This window comes from Blastococcus xanthinilyticus (assembly GCF_008124835.1).
In the GTDB taxonomy this organism is placed as follows: domain Bacteria; phylum Actinomycetota; class Actinomycetes; order Mycobacteriales; family Geodermatophilaceae; genus Blastococcus; species Blastococcus xanthinilyticus.
The window spans coordinates 185,211-201,065 of sequence record NZ_VNHW01000001.1; the positions used below are offsets into that span (position 1 = coordinate 185,211).

Sequence of the window (15,855 nt, forward strand, 5' to 3'; positions counted from 1 at the left end):
TGTCAGCCGGCCAGCAGCCGGACCAGCCGCTCGACCTCGTGCGCCGTCGCCGTCCGCGCCGCCCCGAGGTACTTCCGGGGGTCGACCAGCGCCGGGTCGGCGGCGAGCGCCTCCCGCACCGCGCGGGTGAACGTGCCGTTCAGGTGCGTGGAAATGTTGATCTTCGTCATCCCCGCCCGCACGGCCTCCCGCAGGTGGTCGTCCGGGACGCCGGAGGAGCCGTGCAGCACCAGGGGCACCGCCACGGCCTCCCGGATCGCCGCGATCAGGTCCAGGTCGAGCTGCGCGGTGCGCGTGGTCATCGCGTGCGAGCTGCCGACCGCCACCGCCACCGCGTCGATGCCGGTCTCCGCGACGAACCGCGCGGCGTCCTCCGGCCGGGTCCGCACCCCGGGGGCGTGGACGCCGTCCTTGCCGCCGATCTCGCCGATCTCGGCCTCGACGGAGGCGCCCTGGTCGTGCGCCCGCTCGGCGACGCCCCGCGTGGTGGCGAGGTTCTCCTCGACCGGGAGGGTGGAGCCGTCGAACATCACCGAGGTGAAGCCGAGGGCCAGGGCCTGCTCGACGAGCGCCACGTCGGTGGCGTGGTCCAGGTGCACCACCACCGGGACGTCGGCGGCGTCGGCGATCTCCAGCATCGCCCGGCCCACGGGCGCCAGCGCCCCGTGGTACCGGACGGCGTTCTCGCTGACCTGCAGGACGGTGGGGCGGCCCGCCGCCTCGGCCCCCGCGACGATCGCCTCGGCGTGCTCGACCTGGATGACGTTGAAGGCCCCGAGGCCGCTGCCCGCCTGCTGCGCCGCGGTCAGGACGTCGGTCAGTGCTGCGCGTGCCACGGTGTGCTCCTCGGTTCAGCGGTCCCGCCGGGAGCGTCCGGGGCGGGCTCGGGGCCGCAGGGCGGACCCTGCGCGGCGCGGGGGGCCGCTCCGGCCGGGCATGCCGGCGCCCGGCCGGAACGTAGCAGTCCGCCGATCCACCCTGCTCTACCGTCCGCCCGCAGCGCCACCAGGCCCAGGAGGAGATCCGTGCACGCACCGCCGGCAGGCCCGACCGTCCACGTCGTCAGCCCGAACCCCGCGCAGGACCGGTTGCAGGTGGTCCCGCGGCTGGTGGCGGGCGAGGTGCACCGCGCCGTCGAGGTGGTCAGCCGGCCGGGCGGCAAGGGCATGATCGTCGCCCGCGGCACCGTCCGGCTGGGCGGCCGGGCCGCGCTGCACGGCTTCGTCGGCGGGTCCGTGGGCGCGCAGATCTCGGCCGGCTGCCGCGAGCTGGGCATCGACGACCGGCACGTGCCGATCGCGGGTGAGACCCGGGTGACCACGGTGATCGTCGACCGCGCCACCGGCGACTCCACCGTCATAAACGAGCCCGGCCCGGAGGTCGGCGCCGGAGAGGTCGACGCCCTGGTCGGGGGCCTCGTGGCCGCGGTGCGCCCCGGCGACCTGGTGGTGTGCACCGGCAGCCTGCCGCGGGGCGCCCCGGCCGAGCTGTACGCGCGCTGCGTGACCGCCCTGCGCGGGCGCGGCGTCCGCACCGTCGTCGACACCTCCGGGCCGGGGCTCGGCTCCGCGATCCGCTCGGGCCCGGACGTGCTCAAGGTGAACGAGGAGGAGCTGCGGGCCGACGGCGGGCTCATCGGCGCCGGTGAGACCGCCGACCTCGACACGCTCATGGCGCGCGCGCTGGCGGCCGGGGTCGGGGCGGTCGTCGTCACCCGGGGTGCCGCGGGCCTCTCCTACCGCTCGGCCGACGAGGGCTGGGACGTGTCCAGCCCCGAAGTGCCGGTGGTCAACGCGACCGGCTCCGGCGACATGATGCTCGCCGGCTTCGTCACCTCGCTCGCGCGCGGGAACGACCTGCCGACCGCGCTGCGCACCGGGGCGGCGGCCGGAGCGGCCAACGCCCAGCGGCTGGAGCCGGACCTCGACGGGCGCGACGAGGTCGACGAGCTGGTCGGGTCCGCCGTCGCCACCCCCGTGCCCGGGGTGCGCCCGTGAGCACCGCGTTCCTGGGCATCGACGTCGGCACGACCCGCACCAAGGCGGTCGTCCTGGGGTCGGGGGACGGCGCCCTCCTCGCCGCGGCCGCCGCCCCGACCCCGCAGGGCGAGGACGACGGCATCGCCGTCCACTCCCCCGCGGCGGTCCGGGCCGTCGCCCTCGACGTCGCCCGGCGGGCCCTCTCCGACGCCGGTCCCGAGGCCCGCGCCGGGCTGGGCGGCATCGCCGTGACCTCCGTGGGCGAGGAGGCCGTGCTGCTCGACGGCGCGGGCCGGCCGGTCGGCGACGTGCCCACCTGGTTCTCCGGCGTCGGCTCGGCGCCGGCCCGGGAGCACGCCGCCGAGCTGGACCGCCGCGCCCCGGTCACCGGCCTCCGGCACCCGGAGTACACCGTCCACGCGCTCGCCTGGTGGGCCCGCAGCCGGCCGGGCGCGACCCGGGCGGCCGCCACGTTGACCGACCTCGGCAGCTGGCTGCTCTCCTCCCTCGGCCCCGGCGACCTGGTGATGGACCACTCCCACGCCTCGCGCACGGGCCTGTTCGACGCGCCCACCCGGTCGTGGCGCGCCGAGGCCCTCGACGTGGTGGGCACGGGCCACCTCGCCCTCCCCCGCCTCGTGCCCTCGGGCACGGTCATCGGCGAACTGGGCGGCGACCCCGCCGCGGAGCTGGGGATCGCGGCCGGGATCCCCCTGGTCAGCGGCGGGCACGACCACTTCTGCGGCGCCCTCGCCGCCGGCGCCCGCTCCCCCGGTGACCTGTTCGTCTCCGCGGGGACGTCGGAGGCGCACCTGCTGGTCACCGACTGCCTCGACCCGGCCGCGACGGCGGGCAGCGAGGTGGGCTGCTTCGTGACCGACGGCCTGTACTACCTGCACGCGGCGCTGCCGTCGGGAGCGCTGTACCTGACCTGGACCGGGCTGCTGGGCCTGGACCCCTCCGCCCCCCTCGACGACCTGATCGCCGGCGAGCCGGTGGGCAGCCGGGGCGTGCGGGGCCGCATCTCCGCCGACCGCCGGCTGACCCTGGACGGCGTTCCGCTCGACGTCGCCCCGGCGACCCTGCTCCGCGCGCTCATGGAGACCACCGCGGTGGCGTCCCGGGAGCTGACCCGGGACCTCAGCCGGGTCGCCGGCCGGGCGGTGGGCCAGCGGCTGCTGGGCGGCCGGCCGGCCGAGTCGGCCACGTGGCGGGAGATCCGGGCGGCGATCGGGGAAGGCGCCGCCGCCTTCGTCGACGCGCAGGAGGCCACGGCGCTCGGCGCGGCGCACCTGGCCGTCCGCGCGGTCACCGGCCGGCTGCCACCACCGGTCCCCCGCCGCCCCGGCCCGGAGCTGTCGCCGGAACGGCGGCAGGAGTACGGCCGCGCCCTCGGCTGACCGGGGTGTGTTGACCAGTCGGGCCTGCGCGCCGGCCTGCGGAGGCGCCACCTCTGGCGTGACTCCTTTGGAGCGACCCGCCGGCGTGCTCAGACCGTGGGGTCACCCTCGGGTACCTCGGTCGCCACCACCTCGGCCACCACCGCGTCCTCACCGGACAGCCCCTCGGCCTGCTCGTGCTCGTCGTGGAAGGCCAGCCAGCGCATCCCGAGGGCCTCGCGCTGCTCGTCGTCGACGGCCTCCTTGAAGGAGGGGAAGAAGTCCGTCTCCTCCTCGGCCATGTGGTCGGCGTTGACCTGGCGCGCGTTGCGCACGGCCTCCCACCAGTCGTCGCTGCCGACCTCGTGCTGCTCGACGGCGGTTGCGGCGTGCCGGATCTCGTTGTGGTCGTGCACGCCTTCCGCCGTCTCCTCCTCGCCTCCAGGCGCCTCCTGGGCGAGCAAGGGGTAGAACAGCTCCTCCTCGGCGACGGCGTGCACCTCCAGCTTGGCGTGCAACTCCTCCCATGCGGCGGCGAGCTCCTGGCCGGACAGGTCGTCGAGCGCGGCGAAGTCCCGCCGGAAGACCTCGTGCTCGGCCAGGACCAGGGCGGTGATCTCGAAGTCGGACATGCCCTGCACCTACCCGTGCGGCAGGGAGGTAGGCGGGTGAGCGCCACCCGCCCCGGCGGATCGGCTCGGGTATCAGCCACCGGGTCGTCGGTAGCGGAGATTGACCTCCTCGAGCGGGCCCCCGTTCACGAACTCCAGCGGAACCGGCGACCCGCCCGGGTTGTCGTACAGCCGCACTCCGTCGCCGAGCAGCACGGGCAGGACGTGCAGGTCCATCTCGTCGAGCAGGCCGCGCTCGAGGAGCTGTCGGCCGATGCTCGGGGACAGCACCTCGACGTTCTTGCCTCCGGCGGCGCGCCGCGCGATCTCCACGGCCTCGGCGACGTCACAGCTGAGGAACGTGACCCCTTCCGCGGGCTCGGCGTCCTCGGGGTGGGAGGTGAGCACGAAGACGGGCCCGCTCCACGCACCGCCGTAGACGGCGCCCGCGTGCGGGAACGCGTCCCATCCGTCGCGACCGCCGAGGACGGCCCCGGTCGTCGCCACGTACTCCTCGATGAGGCCTGGCCGGTTGGTGGCCTCGGGCATCCAGTCCATGGCGTGACCGGGGCCGGCGACGAAGCCGTCCAGCGACATGGAGAAGTGCCACAGCACCTTGCCGTCGGCCGTTCGGGGGCTGGTGTCGTGCATGGCGTCCTCCTCGGGTCAGTGGCGAGTCGCTCGACTCACCACTTCGAGGCTAGGGGTCGACACAGAGGCGAGTCAACCGTCTCACCTCTGTGCGAGACTGGCGGCATGTCCCGCGACCTGACCGAGTACCACCGGCGCGTGGCCGACGAGAACCGTGCGGCGATCCTCGGCGCCGCCGAGGCGCTCTTCCTCGAGAGCGGCTACGACAGGACGTCGCTGGCCCGTGTCGCCGAGCGCGCCGGCGTGTCCAAGGCGACGCTGTTCAAGCAGTTTCCGACGAAGGCCGCACTGTTCGAGGCGGTCGTGCTCGCGGTCGGCCCGGCTCCTGGCAGCGAGGTGCCCGCTCCCCCACCCGGCGATCTGCACGCCGGCCTGCTGGCGCTGGGACGGCAGTACGCCGAGGTGCTCGAGCACCCCCGCACGGCCGAGGTGATGCGACTCCTGGTCGCCGAGGGGGCCCGCTTCCCCGAGCTGCGCGAGCGGACCTTCGACTTCGGGACGCTCCCCGCCGTGGTCGCCCTCCACCGCTACCTGCGGGCCGAGCGGGACGCGGGATCGGTGCGGGCCGAGTCCCCCGAGACCGCCTCCGCGCAGTTCCTCGGCATGATCGCGACCGCGATCTTCTGGCCCCGGCTGGTCCACCCCGGCTGGTCGATCGACGACGAGGGCAGACACCGTGCGATCGAGGAGGCCGTGCGGACGATGATCGCGCGCTACGCCGTCCAGTCGACGAACGGTGCTGGCCTCCCGGCGGATCCCCACTCACCTGACCGCTCTGAGTCGCACCGCGACACCGTTGCAGCGGACGGCGAAGAACATCCAGCCGTCATCGGATGACCTCGTCGCTGGCAGACGTGGTCGTCGTCCTCATCGGACAGTCACTGGGCACGAGCATCTTCACCACTGGGTCCAGCCCGTGGGAGCCGATGCCCACCGCCGGCGAGTGGGGCCACACCGCCGTGGTCGTCGAAGGCAGACTCTGCCGGTGTGGCGCACGCGGCTGCCTGGAGGACTACGTCGGGGCCGACGCGGTCGTCAAGCGGTACGAGGAACTGCGTGGGCCGGACGGCGAGGAACCGCAGAACGTCGAAGCCCGGGCCACGGAGTTGCTGGCGGCCGTCGACACCGACCCGGCGGCGGCGGCGGTCGTTCTCGAGGAAGTGGTGCGATACCTGGGCGCCGGCGTCGGCAATCTGGTGGACGTCTTCAGTCCTCGCCGGGTCGTCCTCGGCGGATGGTTCGGCCGGCAGCTGGCCGAGCGCCGGATGACCGAGATCATCGAGTTGGCGTCACGCGACGCGTTACGCACCCCCTTCGAGGACGTCGAGGTCGTGCGCGCCGACCTGGGCGTCGACGCGGTCGCGATGGGGGCGGCGACCCTCCCGGTGGCGCGCTTCCTCTCGTCGGGCGGCCAGCGCGACGCAGCGCGCGGTGGAAGGCCACGCGCGACCGTCGCTGCCGACGAGATCCAGACCTGAACCGCCCGACCTGCCGCAGCTGCGCACCGGAGCTGACCCGGTCGACGTGCGGCTTCTGCACGACCACCTCGAACGGGCCGTCCACGCACGCGGCGGGGCACCGGAGCCCTATCCCGTTCTCACCGAACGGGCCCGCCGATCTGCAAGCAGATGGTCCGCCCTGCGCCGACCCACGCACCCGGGCCGTCTGAGGCGACCTGGTCCGACCGGTGACCCGACGCCGCAGGACCCATCGGCCGGCCAGAGCATTCCCGACGGGTAGGAACCCTCGTCGCGGCGACTCCTCCTCGGTCGCCCACTGTCGGACAGCGGCTGCCGAGCCCCTGGCCCCAGCGACATGCGTGCTGTGCAGATCACCCGCGTCGGCGGCCCAGAGGTCCTGGGCGTCGTCGACGTCCCCGAGCCGGAGGCCGGTCCCGGCCAAGAGGTCTACGACGTCTCGATCCCCGGCGTGGACTACGCCGACACCCACCGCTAGCTGTCGCCCACTGACCTGACCGGCCGACGGACCCCTTCGGCGACAGAGACCTCCACCCTGCCCACCTGGTCCCGCGGGAACGACAGCACGTCCGGCCGAGGTGCCGCCCTCCGGGATGCGGATCGCTGGAGGCCCGGAGGGCAGACGGAGGCAGAGCTGTACCGGCTGGGTGCGGCACACCGCGGGCAAGCGCAAGGTGTCGTGACCACGGACGTTGTCGACTGCCGGCGTGGCGGCTTGATCACGGAGGCCTCCGGAAAGGAGTGGCGGTGCTTGACGTCGCCGTTCCGAACCGGAGGTCTCAGTGGGTCACGCTAATGCCAGCACGACGGTCTCTGCCTGCAGGTTGCTCGTCGATCGCGCCCTGGCCGGTCACCGTCCCGGCGAGGTTGCCAAGCGGTTGGGCGTCAGTCGGCAGACGGTCTACAAAGGGTGCGCCGCTACCGGGCCGAGGGTGCCGCAGGCCTGGCTGACCGGTCCTCACGGCCACACCGGCTGGTCGGCGCCCTGGGCCGGCAGCGCGTCGATCAGCGCGTAGGCACACCGCACAACCCGAAACCGTCGACGGCAAGTGTCGCGCCCTCGCCGATGTCGGCGACCGCCTCCTCGGCGGACGCCCTTACCTTGTCCATGCACGAACCTCCGTTGAGAGAACGAGAACGATGACGGCGGACGGGATCGACGATCCACCGGCTCAGCCGATGACGGCGATCAGGTCGCCGCCTTCGACCTGTTGGACGGGCCCGATGGCCAGGCGCTGCACGGTGCCTGCGACAGGCGCGGTGACGGCAGCCTCCATCTTCATGGCCTCGATCGTGGCGATCGACTGCCCGGCGTCGACGCGAGCGCCCTCGACGACCTGGAGCGTCACGACACCGGCGAACGGTGCGGCGACCTGACCGGGATCGTCGCGGTCGGCCTTCTCAGCAGCCTTGACCTGCGCGTCGACCGAGCGGTCGCGCACGCTGACCGGCCGCAGCTGCCCGTTGAGTGTGCCCATGACCGTGCGCATGCCCCGCTCGTCGGGGTCGCCGACCGCCTCGATGCCCAGCAGGAGCGTCACCCCGGGCTCGAGGTCGACGGCGTGCTCCGTCCCGGCGCGCAGGCCGTACAGGAACTGCTCGGTCGGCAGCACCGACACGTCGCCGTACTGCTCCTGGTGGGCGGAGAAGTCGCGGGTGGGCGCCGGGAACAGCAGGCGGTTGAGCGTCTCCCGTGGCGCCTCTGCCAGGCCGCGGACGTCGTCGTCGGTGAGCTCGGCGGGTGGCCCGGCGGGGCGGCGGCCCTCCAGCGCACGGGCGCGGAATGGCTCCGGCCAGCCGCCGGGCGGGTCGCCGAGCTCCCCGCGCAGGAAGCCGATCACCGAGTCCGGCAGGTCGTACTTCCCCGGATCCGCCGCGAAGTCCTCCACGGTCACGCCCGACCCCACGAGCTGCAGCGCCAGGTCGCCGACGACCTTGGACGACGGGGTGACCTTGACCAGCCGGCCGAGCAGCCGGTCGGCGGCGGCGTAGGCGTCCTCGACCTCCTCGAATCGCTGCCCGAGCCCCAGCGCGATCGCCTGCTGGCGCAGGTTGGACAGCTGCCCGCCGGGGATCTCGTGGGTGTACACCCGCCCGGTCGGTGCGGGCAGCCCAGACTCGAACGGCGCGTACACCCGCCGCGCCGCCTCCCAGTAGGGCTCCAGGTCGTTCACCGCGGCAAGGTCCAGTCCGGTGGCCCGCTCCGTGGCGTCCGTGGCGGCGACGATCGCCGACAGCGGCGGCTGGCTCGTCGTACCGGCCATCGAGGCCACCGCGCCGTCGACGGCGTCCACCCCCGCCTGCCACGCGGCCATCAGGGTGGCCAGCTGGCCGCCGGCGGTGTCGTGGGTGTGCAGGTGCACGGGCAGCTCGAACCGCTCGCGCAGCGCGGTGACCAGGCGGGCGGCCGCCGGCGGGCGGAGCAGGCCGGCCATGTCCTTGATCGCCAGCACGTGGGCGCCGGCGCCGACGATCCGCTCGGCCAGCCGCAGGTAGTAGTCGAGGGTGTACAGATCCTCCCGCGGATCGGAGAGGTCGCCGGTGTAGCAGAGCGCCACCTCGGCCACCGCCGTCCCCGTGCCGCGGACCGCATCGATGGCCGGGCGCATCTGCTCGACGTCGTTGAGCGCGTCGAAGATCCGGAACACGTCGATGCCGGTGGTCGCCGCCTCGCGGACGAAGGCCTCGGTGACCGCCTCCGGGTAGGGCGTGTAGCCGACGGTGTTGCGTCCCCGGAGCAGCATCTGCAGGCAGACGTTGGGCACCGCCTCCCGGAGGGCTGCCAGCCGGTCCCACGGGTCCTCGTGCAGGAACCGCAGGGCGACGTCGTAGGTCGCGCCGCCCCACGCCTCGAGGGAGAACAGCTGCGACGTCGTGCGAGCCACGTGCCCGGCCACGGCGAGCAGGTCCTTGGTGCGCACCCGGGTGGCCAGCAGCGACTGGTGGGCATCGCGAAACGTGGTGTCCGTCACCGCCAGCGCGGTCTGCGTCCGCAGATCGGCGGCGAAGCGCTCCGGGCCGACGGCGAGCAGCCGCTGCCGGGAGCCGTCCGGCGGTGGGGTGCGCAGGTCGACGGCGGGCAGTTTCGCCACCGGGTCGACCAGGTGCGGGGGCTCCCCGTGCGGCCGGTTCACCGTGACGTCGGCCAGGTAGGTCAGCAGTCGGGTGCCGCGGTCGGCGGAGGTCCGCGCGACCAGCAGGTGCGGCCGCTGCTCGATGAACGACGTCGTCACCCGGCCGGCGGCGAAGTCCGGGTCGTCGAGCAGCGCCTGCAGGAACGGGATGTTGGTGGCCACGCCGCGGATGCGGAACTCGGCCACTGCCCGGCGGGCCCGGGCCACCGCGGCGGGGAAGTCGCGGCCGCGGCAGGTCAGCTTGACCAGCATGGAGTCGAAGTGCGCGCCGACCTCGGCGCCCAGCGAGGGCCCGCCGTCCAGCCGGATCCCGGCTCCGCCCGGGGACCGGTAGGTGGTGATCCGGCCGGTGTCGGGACGGAAGCCGTTGGCCGGGTCCTCCGTGGTGATCCGGCACTGCAGCGCTGCGCCGCGCAGCTGGATCGCGTCCTGGGTCAGACCGAGGTCGGGAAGGGTCTCCCCTGCCGCGATGCGGAGCTGGCTCTGCACCAGGTCGACGTCGGTGACCTCCTCGGTGACCGTGTGCTCCACCTGGATCCGCGGGTTCATCTCGATGAAGACGTGCCGGCCCTGCCGGTCGAGCAGGAACTCCACCGTCCCGGCGTTGACGTAGCCGATGGCACGGGCGAAGGCGACCGCATCCGCGCACATCCGCTCCCGCAAACCCTCGTCGAGGTCCGGGGCCGGCGCGAGCTCGACCACCTTCTGGTGACGGCGCTGCACCGAGCAGTCCCGCTCGAACAGGTGCACCACGTTCCCGGCGCCATCGGCCAGGATCTGCACCTCGATGTGCCTCGGCTCGACGACGGCCTGCTCGAGGAAGACCGTCGGGTCCCCGAACGCCGACTCCGCCTCCCGCATCGCCGCCTGCACTGCGCCCGACAGCTCCTCCTGCGACTCGACACGACGCATCCCGCGCCCACCGCCGCCGGCAACCGCCTTGACGAACACCGGGAACGGCAGCTGCCCGGCCGAGGCCAGCAGGGTGTCGAGGTCGGCGCTGGGCTCGGTCGAGGCCAGCACGGGCAGGCCGGCCGATCGTGCCGCCGCGATGGCACGCGCCTTGTGGCCGGTCAGCTCCAGCACCGATGCCGGCGGCCCCACGAAGGTGATGCCGGCCCGCACGCACGCCTCGGCGAGCTCCGGGTTCTCCGAGAGGAAGCCGTAGCCGGGGTAGACGGCGTCCGCACCCGACCGCTGCGCGGCGGAGACGACCTCGTCGACCGACAGGTAGGCCCGCACCGGGTGCCCCTCCTCGCCGATCTGGTAGCTCTCGTCGGCCTTCAGCCGGTGCACGGAGTTGCGGTCCTCCCACGGGAAGACCGCAACCGTGCCCGCGCCCAGTTCGTACGCCGCGCGGAACGCGCGGACGGCGATCTCCCCGCGATTGGCCACGAGGACCTTGGAGAACATGCCGCCTCCCGGCTTCGTCGACCGTCCCGGCCCGGTCACGGGCGGTCGAGGACGGCGAAGAGCAAGCCGCCGATCATCGCGAGGTTCTTGTGGAACTGGATGCGCTGCATCTTGCGGGCGGCCGGGTCCTCGATGGACCAGAAGGCGTGGCCGGCCAGCGTGGTGGGGACCATCGAGCCGGCGAGTGCCAGCGCCGAGAGCCGCGGCAGCACGCCCAGGGCCAGCAGCGCACCGCCGCCCAGCTGGACGGCGGCGTTGGCCCGGACGACCAGTTCGTCGTCCGCGGGCATGGGGAGGGCCCGACGCATCAGCGCCAGCGTGGGGCCGGCCTGGTCGACCCGCCCCCCGGGGGTCCGGAGAGCGTCGGCGCCCAGCAGGGCGTAGGTGGATCCGCTCAGGACACGGGCGAGCGCACGCAAGGGGGTGGGCACGGGGTCAGCTCCTGGGATAGGCGTCGAGGCGTGGTGGAACAGGTGGAGGGCACGGCACCGACGTGCCCGCTCAGGCGACCTCGCTCGAGGACTCGCCCGGGTCGTGCTCGTCGACAGCGCAGGTGACCAGCAGACCGGCGGTGTGCTCGATGTGCTCGGCGAGCAGCCGGCCGGCTTCGGCAGGGTTTCGTGCCACCGCTGCGTCGCGCAGCGCCCGGTGCTCGCCGGCCACGTCCCGATCGGGCTCGTTGCCGAGGGATACCGACCAGCGGCGGTAGAGCTCGGCCTCCTCGCGCAGGCTCGAGGCCATCTCGAGCAGCCGGCGGTTGCCACACCCCTCCAGCAGCGCCCGGTGGAAGTCGGCGTGCGCGGCCGCCCACTCGTCGCTGAGCTGGTCCTGCTCGTCCGGGATGTGCAGCGGTGTGCGTTCCAGGAGGTGGTGAGCCGCCATGACGCGGGACTCCCAGGCGAGATCGCCGTCCTCCACCGCGCGACGGAACACCAGCACCTCGAGGTCGACCCTTGCCGCCGTCAGCTCCCGGAGGTCGCTGTGGGACAGCGGCGTCACGACGAAGCCCTGGTGCGGCTGCACCTGCGCCAGCCCCTGCGACACGAGGCGGCCGAGCGCCTCGCGGAGGACGCCCGCGCTCACCCCGTACGTCGCGATGAGCTCGGGGAACTTGAGCCGCTGGCCGGGACGCGAGCGCCCGGCGAGCACCTCGGTGCGCAACCGCGCGTACACCTCGTCCGCCCGCGTTCCGCCGGATCCGCTCTTGGTCATGGGGACAACCTAACTGATTTCTTATCTGGTGCCTACTTTCGAAAGTAGACATCTTGTGGTTCCGTGTGCTCCATCGCACGTGGCGGCGGATCGACCGTCGGAGCCGGTGCGGAACCCGACTGGAGGAGATCCTCGTGCGTATCGCCAACCTCGCCGGCCGCCTGGTCCTGGTCACCGCTGACGGCGGTGCTGCTCTCGATGTCGAGCGCGCCAGTGGGGGCCGGTTCGGTCCCGACGTCCAGGCCGTCTACGACCGGTGGGCCGAGTTCAGCGAATGGGCCCCGAGCGCCGACCTGTCGGGTGCCGAGCGGTTCGCCGTCACGGACCTGGGTGCGCCCGCGCCGGCGCCGCGGCAGGTGCTCGCCATCGGGCTGAACTACTCCGAGCACGCCGCCGAGTCCGGCTTCGCCGTGCCCGACGCCCCCACCGTGATGTTCACCAAGTGGGCGTCCTGCCTCACCGGCCCGGTCACCACCGTCGAGCTGCCGCCGGGCGGCAACACCGACTGGGAGGTCGAGCTGGTCGCCGTCATCGGCAGGACCGCCCGCAACATCAGCGAGGACCAGGCCTGGCACCACGTCGCCGGGCTGACCGTCGGACAGGACCTCTCCGAGCGGATCACCCAGACCGCCGGCCCGTCCCCGCAGTTCAGCCTCGGCAAGTCCCTGCCCGGCTTCGGCCCGATGGGCCCCTGGCTGGCCACCCTCGACGAGCTGGAGAACCCCGACGACCTGGAGATCGGCTGCGCCATCGACGGCGAGACCGTGCAGAAGGGCCGCACCCGCGACCTGATCTTCTCCGTCCCCGCGATGATCGCCAAGCTCTCGGCCAAGCTGCCCCTGCTGCCCGGCGACGTGCTGTTCACCGGCACCCCCGCCGGCGTCGGCCTGGGCCGCAACCCCCAGCGCTTCCTGCAGCCCGGCGAGGAACTCGTCTCCACCATCAGCGGCATCGGCCAGCTGCGCCAGCGTTTCGTCGCCGCGCCTCCCGCCTGATCGTCCGTCCGGCCGACCAGAACCACGCACTCCCCCGCGGCCTCGCGCCGCCCGTCCGTGTTGCGCGAGAACAGGAGAACGCCATGAGCACGGTGCACGACGTCGCCATCGTCGGTTTCGGCCCCGTGGGCCAGATGCTGGCCCTGCTGCTGGGACGACAGGGACACGATGTCGTCGTCCTGGAACGCCAGCCGGCGCCGTACCCGCGGCCCCGGGCCGTGGTGTTCGACAGCGAGGTCGGCCGCCTGTTGCAGTCGGCCGGGATCGCCGACCGGCTGCGGGACATCTCTGCGCCGGTGCCCGACCACTACGAGTGGCGCAACGCGGCAGGTGAGGCGCTGGTCCGGATCGACTGGAGCGGGCCGGGTCCCGGGGGCTGGCCGGTGGTGAGCTTCTTCACCCAGCCGCAGCTGGAAGAGGTCCTGGCGGCGGCGGTGACGGAGGTCGACACCGTCCGGGTGCACCGGGGAGCCGAGGTGCGGCAGCTCGTGAACCACCCCGACCACGTCGAGCTGACGTGGAGCGGGCCCACGGTCAAGGCGCACACCACGCGCGCCCGCTACGTGATCGGCGCGGACGGCGCCAACAGCTTCGTCCGCCAGCACATGCGCACCCGCACCGAGGACCTGGGCTTCTTCTTCGACTGGCTGATCTGCGACCTCGTCCCGAAGGACGACGAACCGTGGACCGGCCCGATGAACTGGCAGCTCTGCGACCCGGCCCGACCCACCACGCTCGTCTCGGGCGGTCCCGGGCGCCGGCGCTGGGAGTTCATGCGGCTCCCCGGCGAGACCGTCGAGGAGCTCAACACTCCCGAGACCGCCTGGCGCCTGCTCGAGCCCTGGGGCCGCACCCCGGAGAACAGCACCCTGGAGCGGCACGTGGTCTACACGTTCCAGGCCCGCTGGGCCGAGCAGTGGAACGAGGGGCGGCTGCTGCTGGCCGGCGACGCCGCCCACCTCATGCCGCCGTTCGCCGGGCAGGGCATGTGCTCGGGCATCCGCGACGCCGCCAACCTGGCGTGGAAGCTCGACCTGGTGCTGCGGGACCGTGCTCCCGAGGCACTGCTGGACAGCTACACCGAGGAGCGGCGCGCCCACCTGCAGCACGCCATCCACATGTCCGTCGAGCTCGGCAAGATCATCTGCGTGCTCGACCCCGAGCTCGCGGCGGAGCGAGACGCCCGCATGATCGCCGGTGGCGCCGACCCCGCCGTCGTGATGCCCGAGCCGCCACCGAGCGGGCTGAGCGGTGGGATCGTGCACCGCGACGCGGCGGGCGCCCCCTCGCCGGGGGCCGGGGAACTGGGCGAGCAGCACCCCGTCCGGCGCGGTGCGGACGAGCGCCTGCTGGACGAGCTGCTCGACGGACCGGGCTTCACCCTGCTCACCGACGGCCTCTCCGCGACCGATCTCAGCGACCCGGCACGGGAGCTGCTGGCCCGGTGGGACGTCCGGGTCGTCCCGCTCTCCAGCCCGGGGAGCGACGACGGGGACCGCTACGTCGACGTGCACGGCGGCTACCTGCCCGCGATGCGCGCAGCGGGGCAGGTGGCGATGCTGGTCCGGCCGGACTTCTACCTCTTCGGGCGTGCCGATCGCGACGGGGTCGACCGCCTCCTCGGGGACCTGGACGCCCAGCTGAGCACGGCCGCGCCGGCCGGCATCACGGGGTAGGCGCTGCCGTGGCGATCCAGCACCTGGTCACCTTCACCTGGCGGGACGGCACCACCGCCCGCGACGTCGCGGAGCTCGAGCGCGCCCTGCGGGACCTCGTCGGGACCTTCGGGGGCATCGAGTCCTGCGACATCGGCGTGCCCCGCACGCTGGTGGCATCCCGGTCCGCCCCCGAGAGCCGAATGCAGTTCGAGGGTGCCGGCCCGACGCCGGCCGCCCCGCACCACCGCCCCGTCGTGGAGGCCGATGACTTCGGCCCCGCGCAGTGGCGCGCCGCCGTCCTCTCGACCGTGCAGGTGAACTCATGACGACACCCACCCCCGCCGACCAGTTGATCGACGTGCACGCGCACTTCGTCACCGACCGCTACGTGGCCGCCGCACGGGCGGCGGGTCACGAGTTCCCGGACGGCATGGCGGAGTGGCCGAGCTGGGACGTCGGCACGCACCTCGCACTCATGGACCGCGCCGGGATCCGGACCTCGGTCCTGTCGATCTCGTCGCCCGGCACGCATTTCGGCGACGACGACGCCGCGCGCGAACTGGCCCGGGAGGTGAACGAGTTCGCCGCCGGCATCGTGCGCGACCACCCCGGGAGGTTCGGTTCCTTCGCCTCGCTGCCGCTACCCGACGTCGAGGGTTCGCTGGCGGAGCTGGCGTACGCCCTCGACGTCCTCGGCGCGGACGGCGTGGCAGTGGAGACCAACGCACACGGCACCTACCTGGGTCATCCTGCTCTCGAACCGGTCTGGGCCGAACTCGACCGCCGCGGCGCGGTCACCTTCGTCCATCCGACCTCGCCGCCCCGCTGGGAGGCGGTCTCGCTCGGACGGCCACGGCCCATGCTGGAGTTCATCTTCGACTCCACCCGCACGGTCGCCGACCTCGCGCTGAGCGGCGTCCTGGCCCGCTACCCCCGGATCCAGTGGGTGTTCACGCACGGAGGCGGCGCACTGCCCCTGCTCGCAGACCGGATCGAGCTCTTCCGCACCGTGTTCGGCGGCGGCGACCCGGCCGGCGACGACGGAGGCCCGGTGCCCGAACAGCTCCGCCGGCTGTGGTTCGACATGGCCGGTACGCCGTTCCCGCGGCAGGTCCCGGCCCTGACCGCGGCCTTCGGCGACGAGCACCTGCTGTACGGCAGCGACTGGTGCTGGACGCCCTTCGACGGCGCCCTCGCGCAGGTCGCCTCGATCGACGCCGCGGAGCAGCCGCCGCGGGACACCTGGCGCGCGCTCACGACCCGCAACGCGACAGGGTTGCTGCCCCGGCTCGCCCGCGGGGACTGACGCGGGAGGAGCGCGCCCACCGCCGTCGTCCGCCCCGAT

The 15,855-nt window shown here is 73.6% G+C and carries 16 protein-coding genes; 9 read left to right on the top strand and 7 right to left on the bottom strand.

Annotated elements, in window-relative coordinates:
- Positions 1-2: 2 nt before the first annotated feature.
- On the bottom strand, positions 3-836 hold the full coding sequence (locus tag BD833_RS00910) for a class II fructose-bisphosphate aldolase (protein ID WP_166531245.1): 834 nt from the start codon (positions 834-836) through the stop codon (positions 3-5).
- A 189-nt stretch (positions 837-1,025) separates the two neighbouring features.
- Here BD833_RS00910 and BD833_RS00915 point away from each other — a divergent pair, with 189 nt between their 5' ends.
- Entirely contained in the window at positions 1,026-1,997 is a 972-nt protein-coding gene (locus tag BD833_RS00915; protein ID WP_166531246.1) for a 1-phosphofructokinase family hexose kinase, read from the top strand.
- Positions 1,994-3,379: an FGGY-family carbohydrate kinase gene (locus tag BD833_RS00920; RefSeq protein WP_166531247.1), complete on the top strand. Its 1,386-nt coding sequence runs from the start codon at positions 1,994-1,996 to the stop codon at positions 3,377-3,379. Before BD833_RS00915 ends, BD833_RS00920 begins: the two co-directional genes overlap by 4 nt.
- An 89-nt stretch (positions 3,380-3,468) precedes the next feature.
- Here the strand turns inward: BD833_RS00920 and BD833_RS00925 are convergent, their stop codons facing one another.
- On the bottom strand, positions 3,469-3,990 hold the full coding sequence (locus BD833_RS00925; protein ID WP_166531248.1) for a hemerythrin domain-containing protein: 522 nt from the start codon (positions 3,988-3,990) through the stop codon (positions 3,469-3,471).
- Positions 3,991-4,062: 72 nt separating this feature from the next.
- The gene (locus tag BD833_RS00930; RefSeq protein ID WP_166531249.1) at positions 4,063-4,620 is read right to left on the bottom strand and encodes a dihydrofolate reductase family protein; all 558 of its coding nucleotides are present in this window, start codon (positions 4,618-4,620) and stop codon (positions 4,063-4,065) included.
- Between the two features lie 105 nt (positions 4,621-4,725).
- On the opposite strand from BD833_RS00930, the gene BD833_RS00935 reads away from it, so the two are divergent.
- From BD833_RS00935 to BD833_RS00945, 3 genes are all read left to right on the top strand, one after another.
- The gene (locus BD833_RS00935) at positions 4,726-5,457 is read left to right on the top strand and encodes a TetR/AcrR family transcriptional regulator (protein ID WP_166531250.1); all 732 of its coding nucleotides are present in this window, start codon (positions 4,726-4,728) and stop codon (positions 5,455-5,457) included.
- On the top strand, positions 5,454-6,098 hold the full coding sequence (locus BD833_RS00940) for an ROK family protein (protein ID WP_166531251.1): 645 nt from the start codon (positions 5,454-5,456) through the stop codon (positions 6,096-6,098). The genes BD833_RS00935 and BD833_RS00940 overlap by 4 nt, the downstream gene beginning before the upstream one ends.
- Positions 6,099-6,435: 337 nt before the next feature.
- Positions 6,436-6,576, top strand: a complete 141-nt coding sequence (locus BD833_RS00945; protein ID WP_166531252.1) for a Zn-dependent oxidoreductase — start codon at positions 6,436-6,438, stop codon at positions 6,574-6,576.
- 527 nt (positions 6,577-7,103) lie between these two features.
- On the opposite strand, the gene BD833_RS23360 is transcribed toward BD833_RS00945, so the two are convergent.
- The 4 genes from BD833_RS23360 to BD833_RS00965 form a co-directional block, all read right to left on the bottom strand.
- The gene (locus tag BD833_RS23360; RefSeq protein ID WP_341770572.1) at positions 7,104-7,208 is read right to left on the bottom strand and encodes a CoA-transferase; all 105 of its coding nucleotides are present in this window, start codon (positions 7,206-7,208) and stop codon (positions 7,104-7,106) included.
- 62 nt (positions 7,209-7,270) lie between these two features.
- Complete coding sequence (locus BD833_RS00955) at positions 7,271-10,645, bottom strand: pyruvate carboxylase (RefSeq protein WP_166531253.1); 3,375 nt, start codon at positions 10,643-10,645, stop codon at positions 7,271-7,273.
- A 35-nt stretch (positions 10,646-10,680) separates the two neighbouring features.
- Positions 10,681-11,076, bottom strand: coding sequence for a DoxX family membrane protein (locus BD833_RS00960; protein WP_166531254.1), 396 nt, complete (start codon positions 11,074-11,076; stop codon positions 10,681-10,683).
- Positions 11,077-11,146: 70 nt separating this feature from the next.
- Positions 11,147-11,857 (bottom strand): GntR family transcriptional regulator, encoded by a 711-nt coding sequence (locus BD833_RS00965; protein ID WP_166531255.1) that lies wholly within the window; start codon positions 11,855-11,857, stop codon positions 11,147-11,149.
- 134 nt (positions 11,858-11,991) lie between these two features.
- On the opposite strand from BD833_RS00965, the gene BD833_RS00970 reads away from it, so the two are divergent.
- The 4 genes from BD833_RS00970 to BD833_RS00985 all read left to right on the top strand — a co-directional run bounded on the left by BD833_RS00970 (position 11,992) and on the right by BD833_RS00985 (position 15,816).
- A complete protein-coding gene (locus BD833_RS00970) occupies positions 11,992-12,852 on the top strand; it encodes a fumarylacetoacetate hydrolase family protein (RefSeq protein ID WP_166531256.1) in 861 nt (286 codons plus the stop codon).
- A gap of 83 nt (positions 12,853-12,935) precedes the next feature.
- Positions 12,936-14,528 (top strand): bifunctional 3-(3-hydroxy-phenyl)propionate/3-hydroxycinnamic acid hydroxylase MhpA, encoded by a 1,593-nt coding sequence (gene mhpA, locus BD833_RS00975; protein WP_166531257.1) that lies wholly within the window; start codon positions 12,936-12,938, stop codon positions 14,526-14,528.
- A gap of 8 nt (positions 14,529-14,536) precedes the next feature.
- Positions 14,537-14,836: an antibiotic biosynthesis monooxygenase family protein gene (locus tag BD833_RS00980; RefSeq protein ID WP_166531258.1), complete on the top strand. Its 300-nt coding sequence runs from the start codon at positions 14,537-14,539 to the stop codon at positions 14,834-14,836.
- Positions 14,833-15,816 (top strand): amidohydrolase family protein, encoded by a 984-nt coding sequence (locus tag BD833_RS00985; protein ID WP_166531259.1) that lies wholly within the window; start codon positions 14,833-14,835, stop codon positions 15,814-15,816. Before BD833_RS00980 ends, BD833_RS00985 begins: the two co-directional genes overlap by 4 nt.
- The last annotated feature ends 39 nt before the right edge of the window (positions 15,817-15,855 follow it).

Coding starts and splice junctions, on each gene's coding strand:
- BD833_RS00940 (WP_166531251.1), top strand. CDS start 5,454: ATGACCTCGTCGCTGGCAGACGTGGTCGTCGTCCTCATCGGACAGTCA.
- BD833_RS00925 (WP_166531248.1), bottom strand. CDS start 3,990: ATGTCCGACTTCGAGATCACCGCCCTGGTCCTGGCCGAGCACGAGGTC.
- BD833_RS00965 (WP_166531255.1), bottom strand. CDS start 11,857: ATGACCAAGAGCGGATCCGGCGGAACGCGGGCGGACGAGGTGTACGCG.
- BD833_RS00955 (WP_166531253.1), bottom strand. CDS start 10,645: ATGTTCTCCAAGGTCCTCGTGGCCAATCGCGGGGAGATCGCCGTCCGC.
- mhpA (WP_166531257.1), top strand. CDS start 12,936: ATGAGCACGGTGCACGACGTCGCCATCGTCGGTTTCGGCCCCGTGGGC.
- BD833_RS00985 (WP_166531259.1), top strand. CDS start 14,833: ATGACGACACCCACCCCCGCCGACCAGTTGATCGACGTGCACGCGCAC.
- BD833_RS00930 (WP_166531249.1), bottom strand. CDS start 4,620: ATGCACGACACCAGCCCCCGAACGGCCGACGGCAAGGTGCTGTGGCAC.
- BD833_RS00935 (WP_166531250.1), top strand. CDS start 4,726: ATGTCCCGCGACCTGACCGAGTACCACCGGCGCGTGGCCGACGAGAAC.
- BD833_RS23360 (WP_341770572.1), bottom strand. CDS start 7,208: ATGGACAAGGTAAGGGCGTCCGCCGAGGAGGCGGTCGCCGACATCGGC.
- BD833_RS00945 (WP_166531252.1), top strand. CDS start 6,436: ATGCGTGCTGTGCAGATCACCCGCGTCGGCGGCCCAGAGGTCCTGGGC.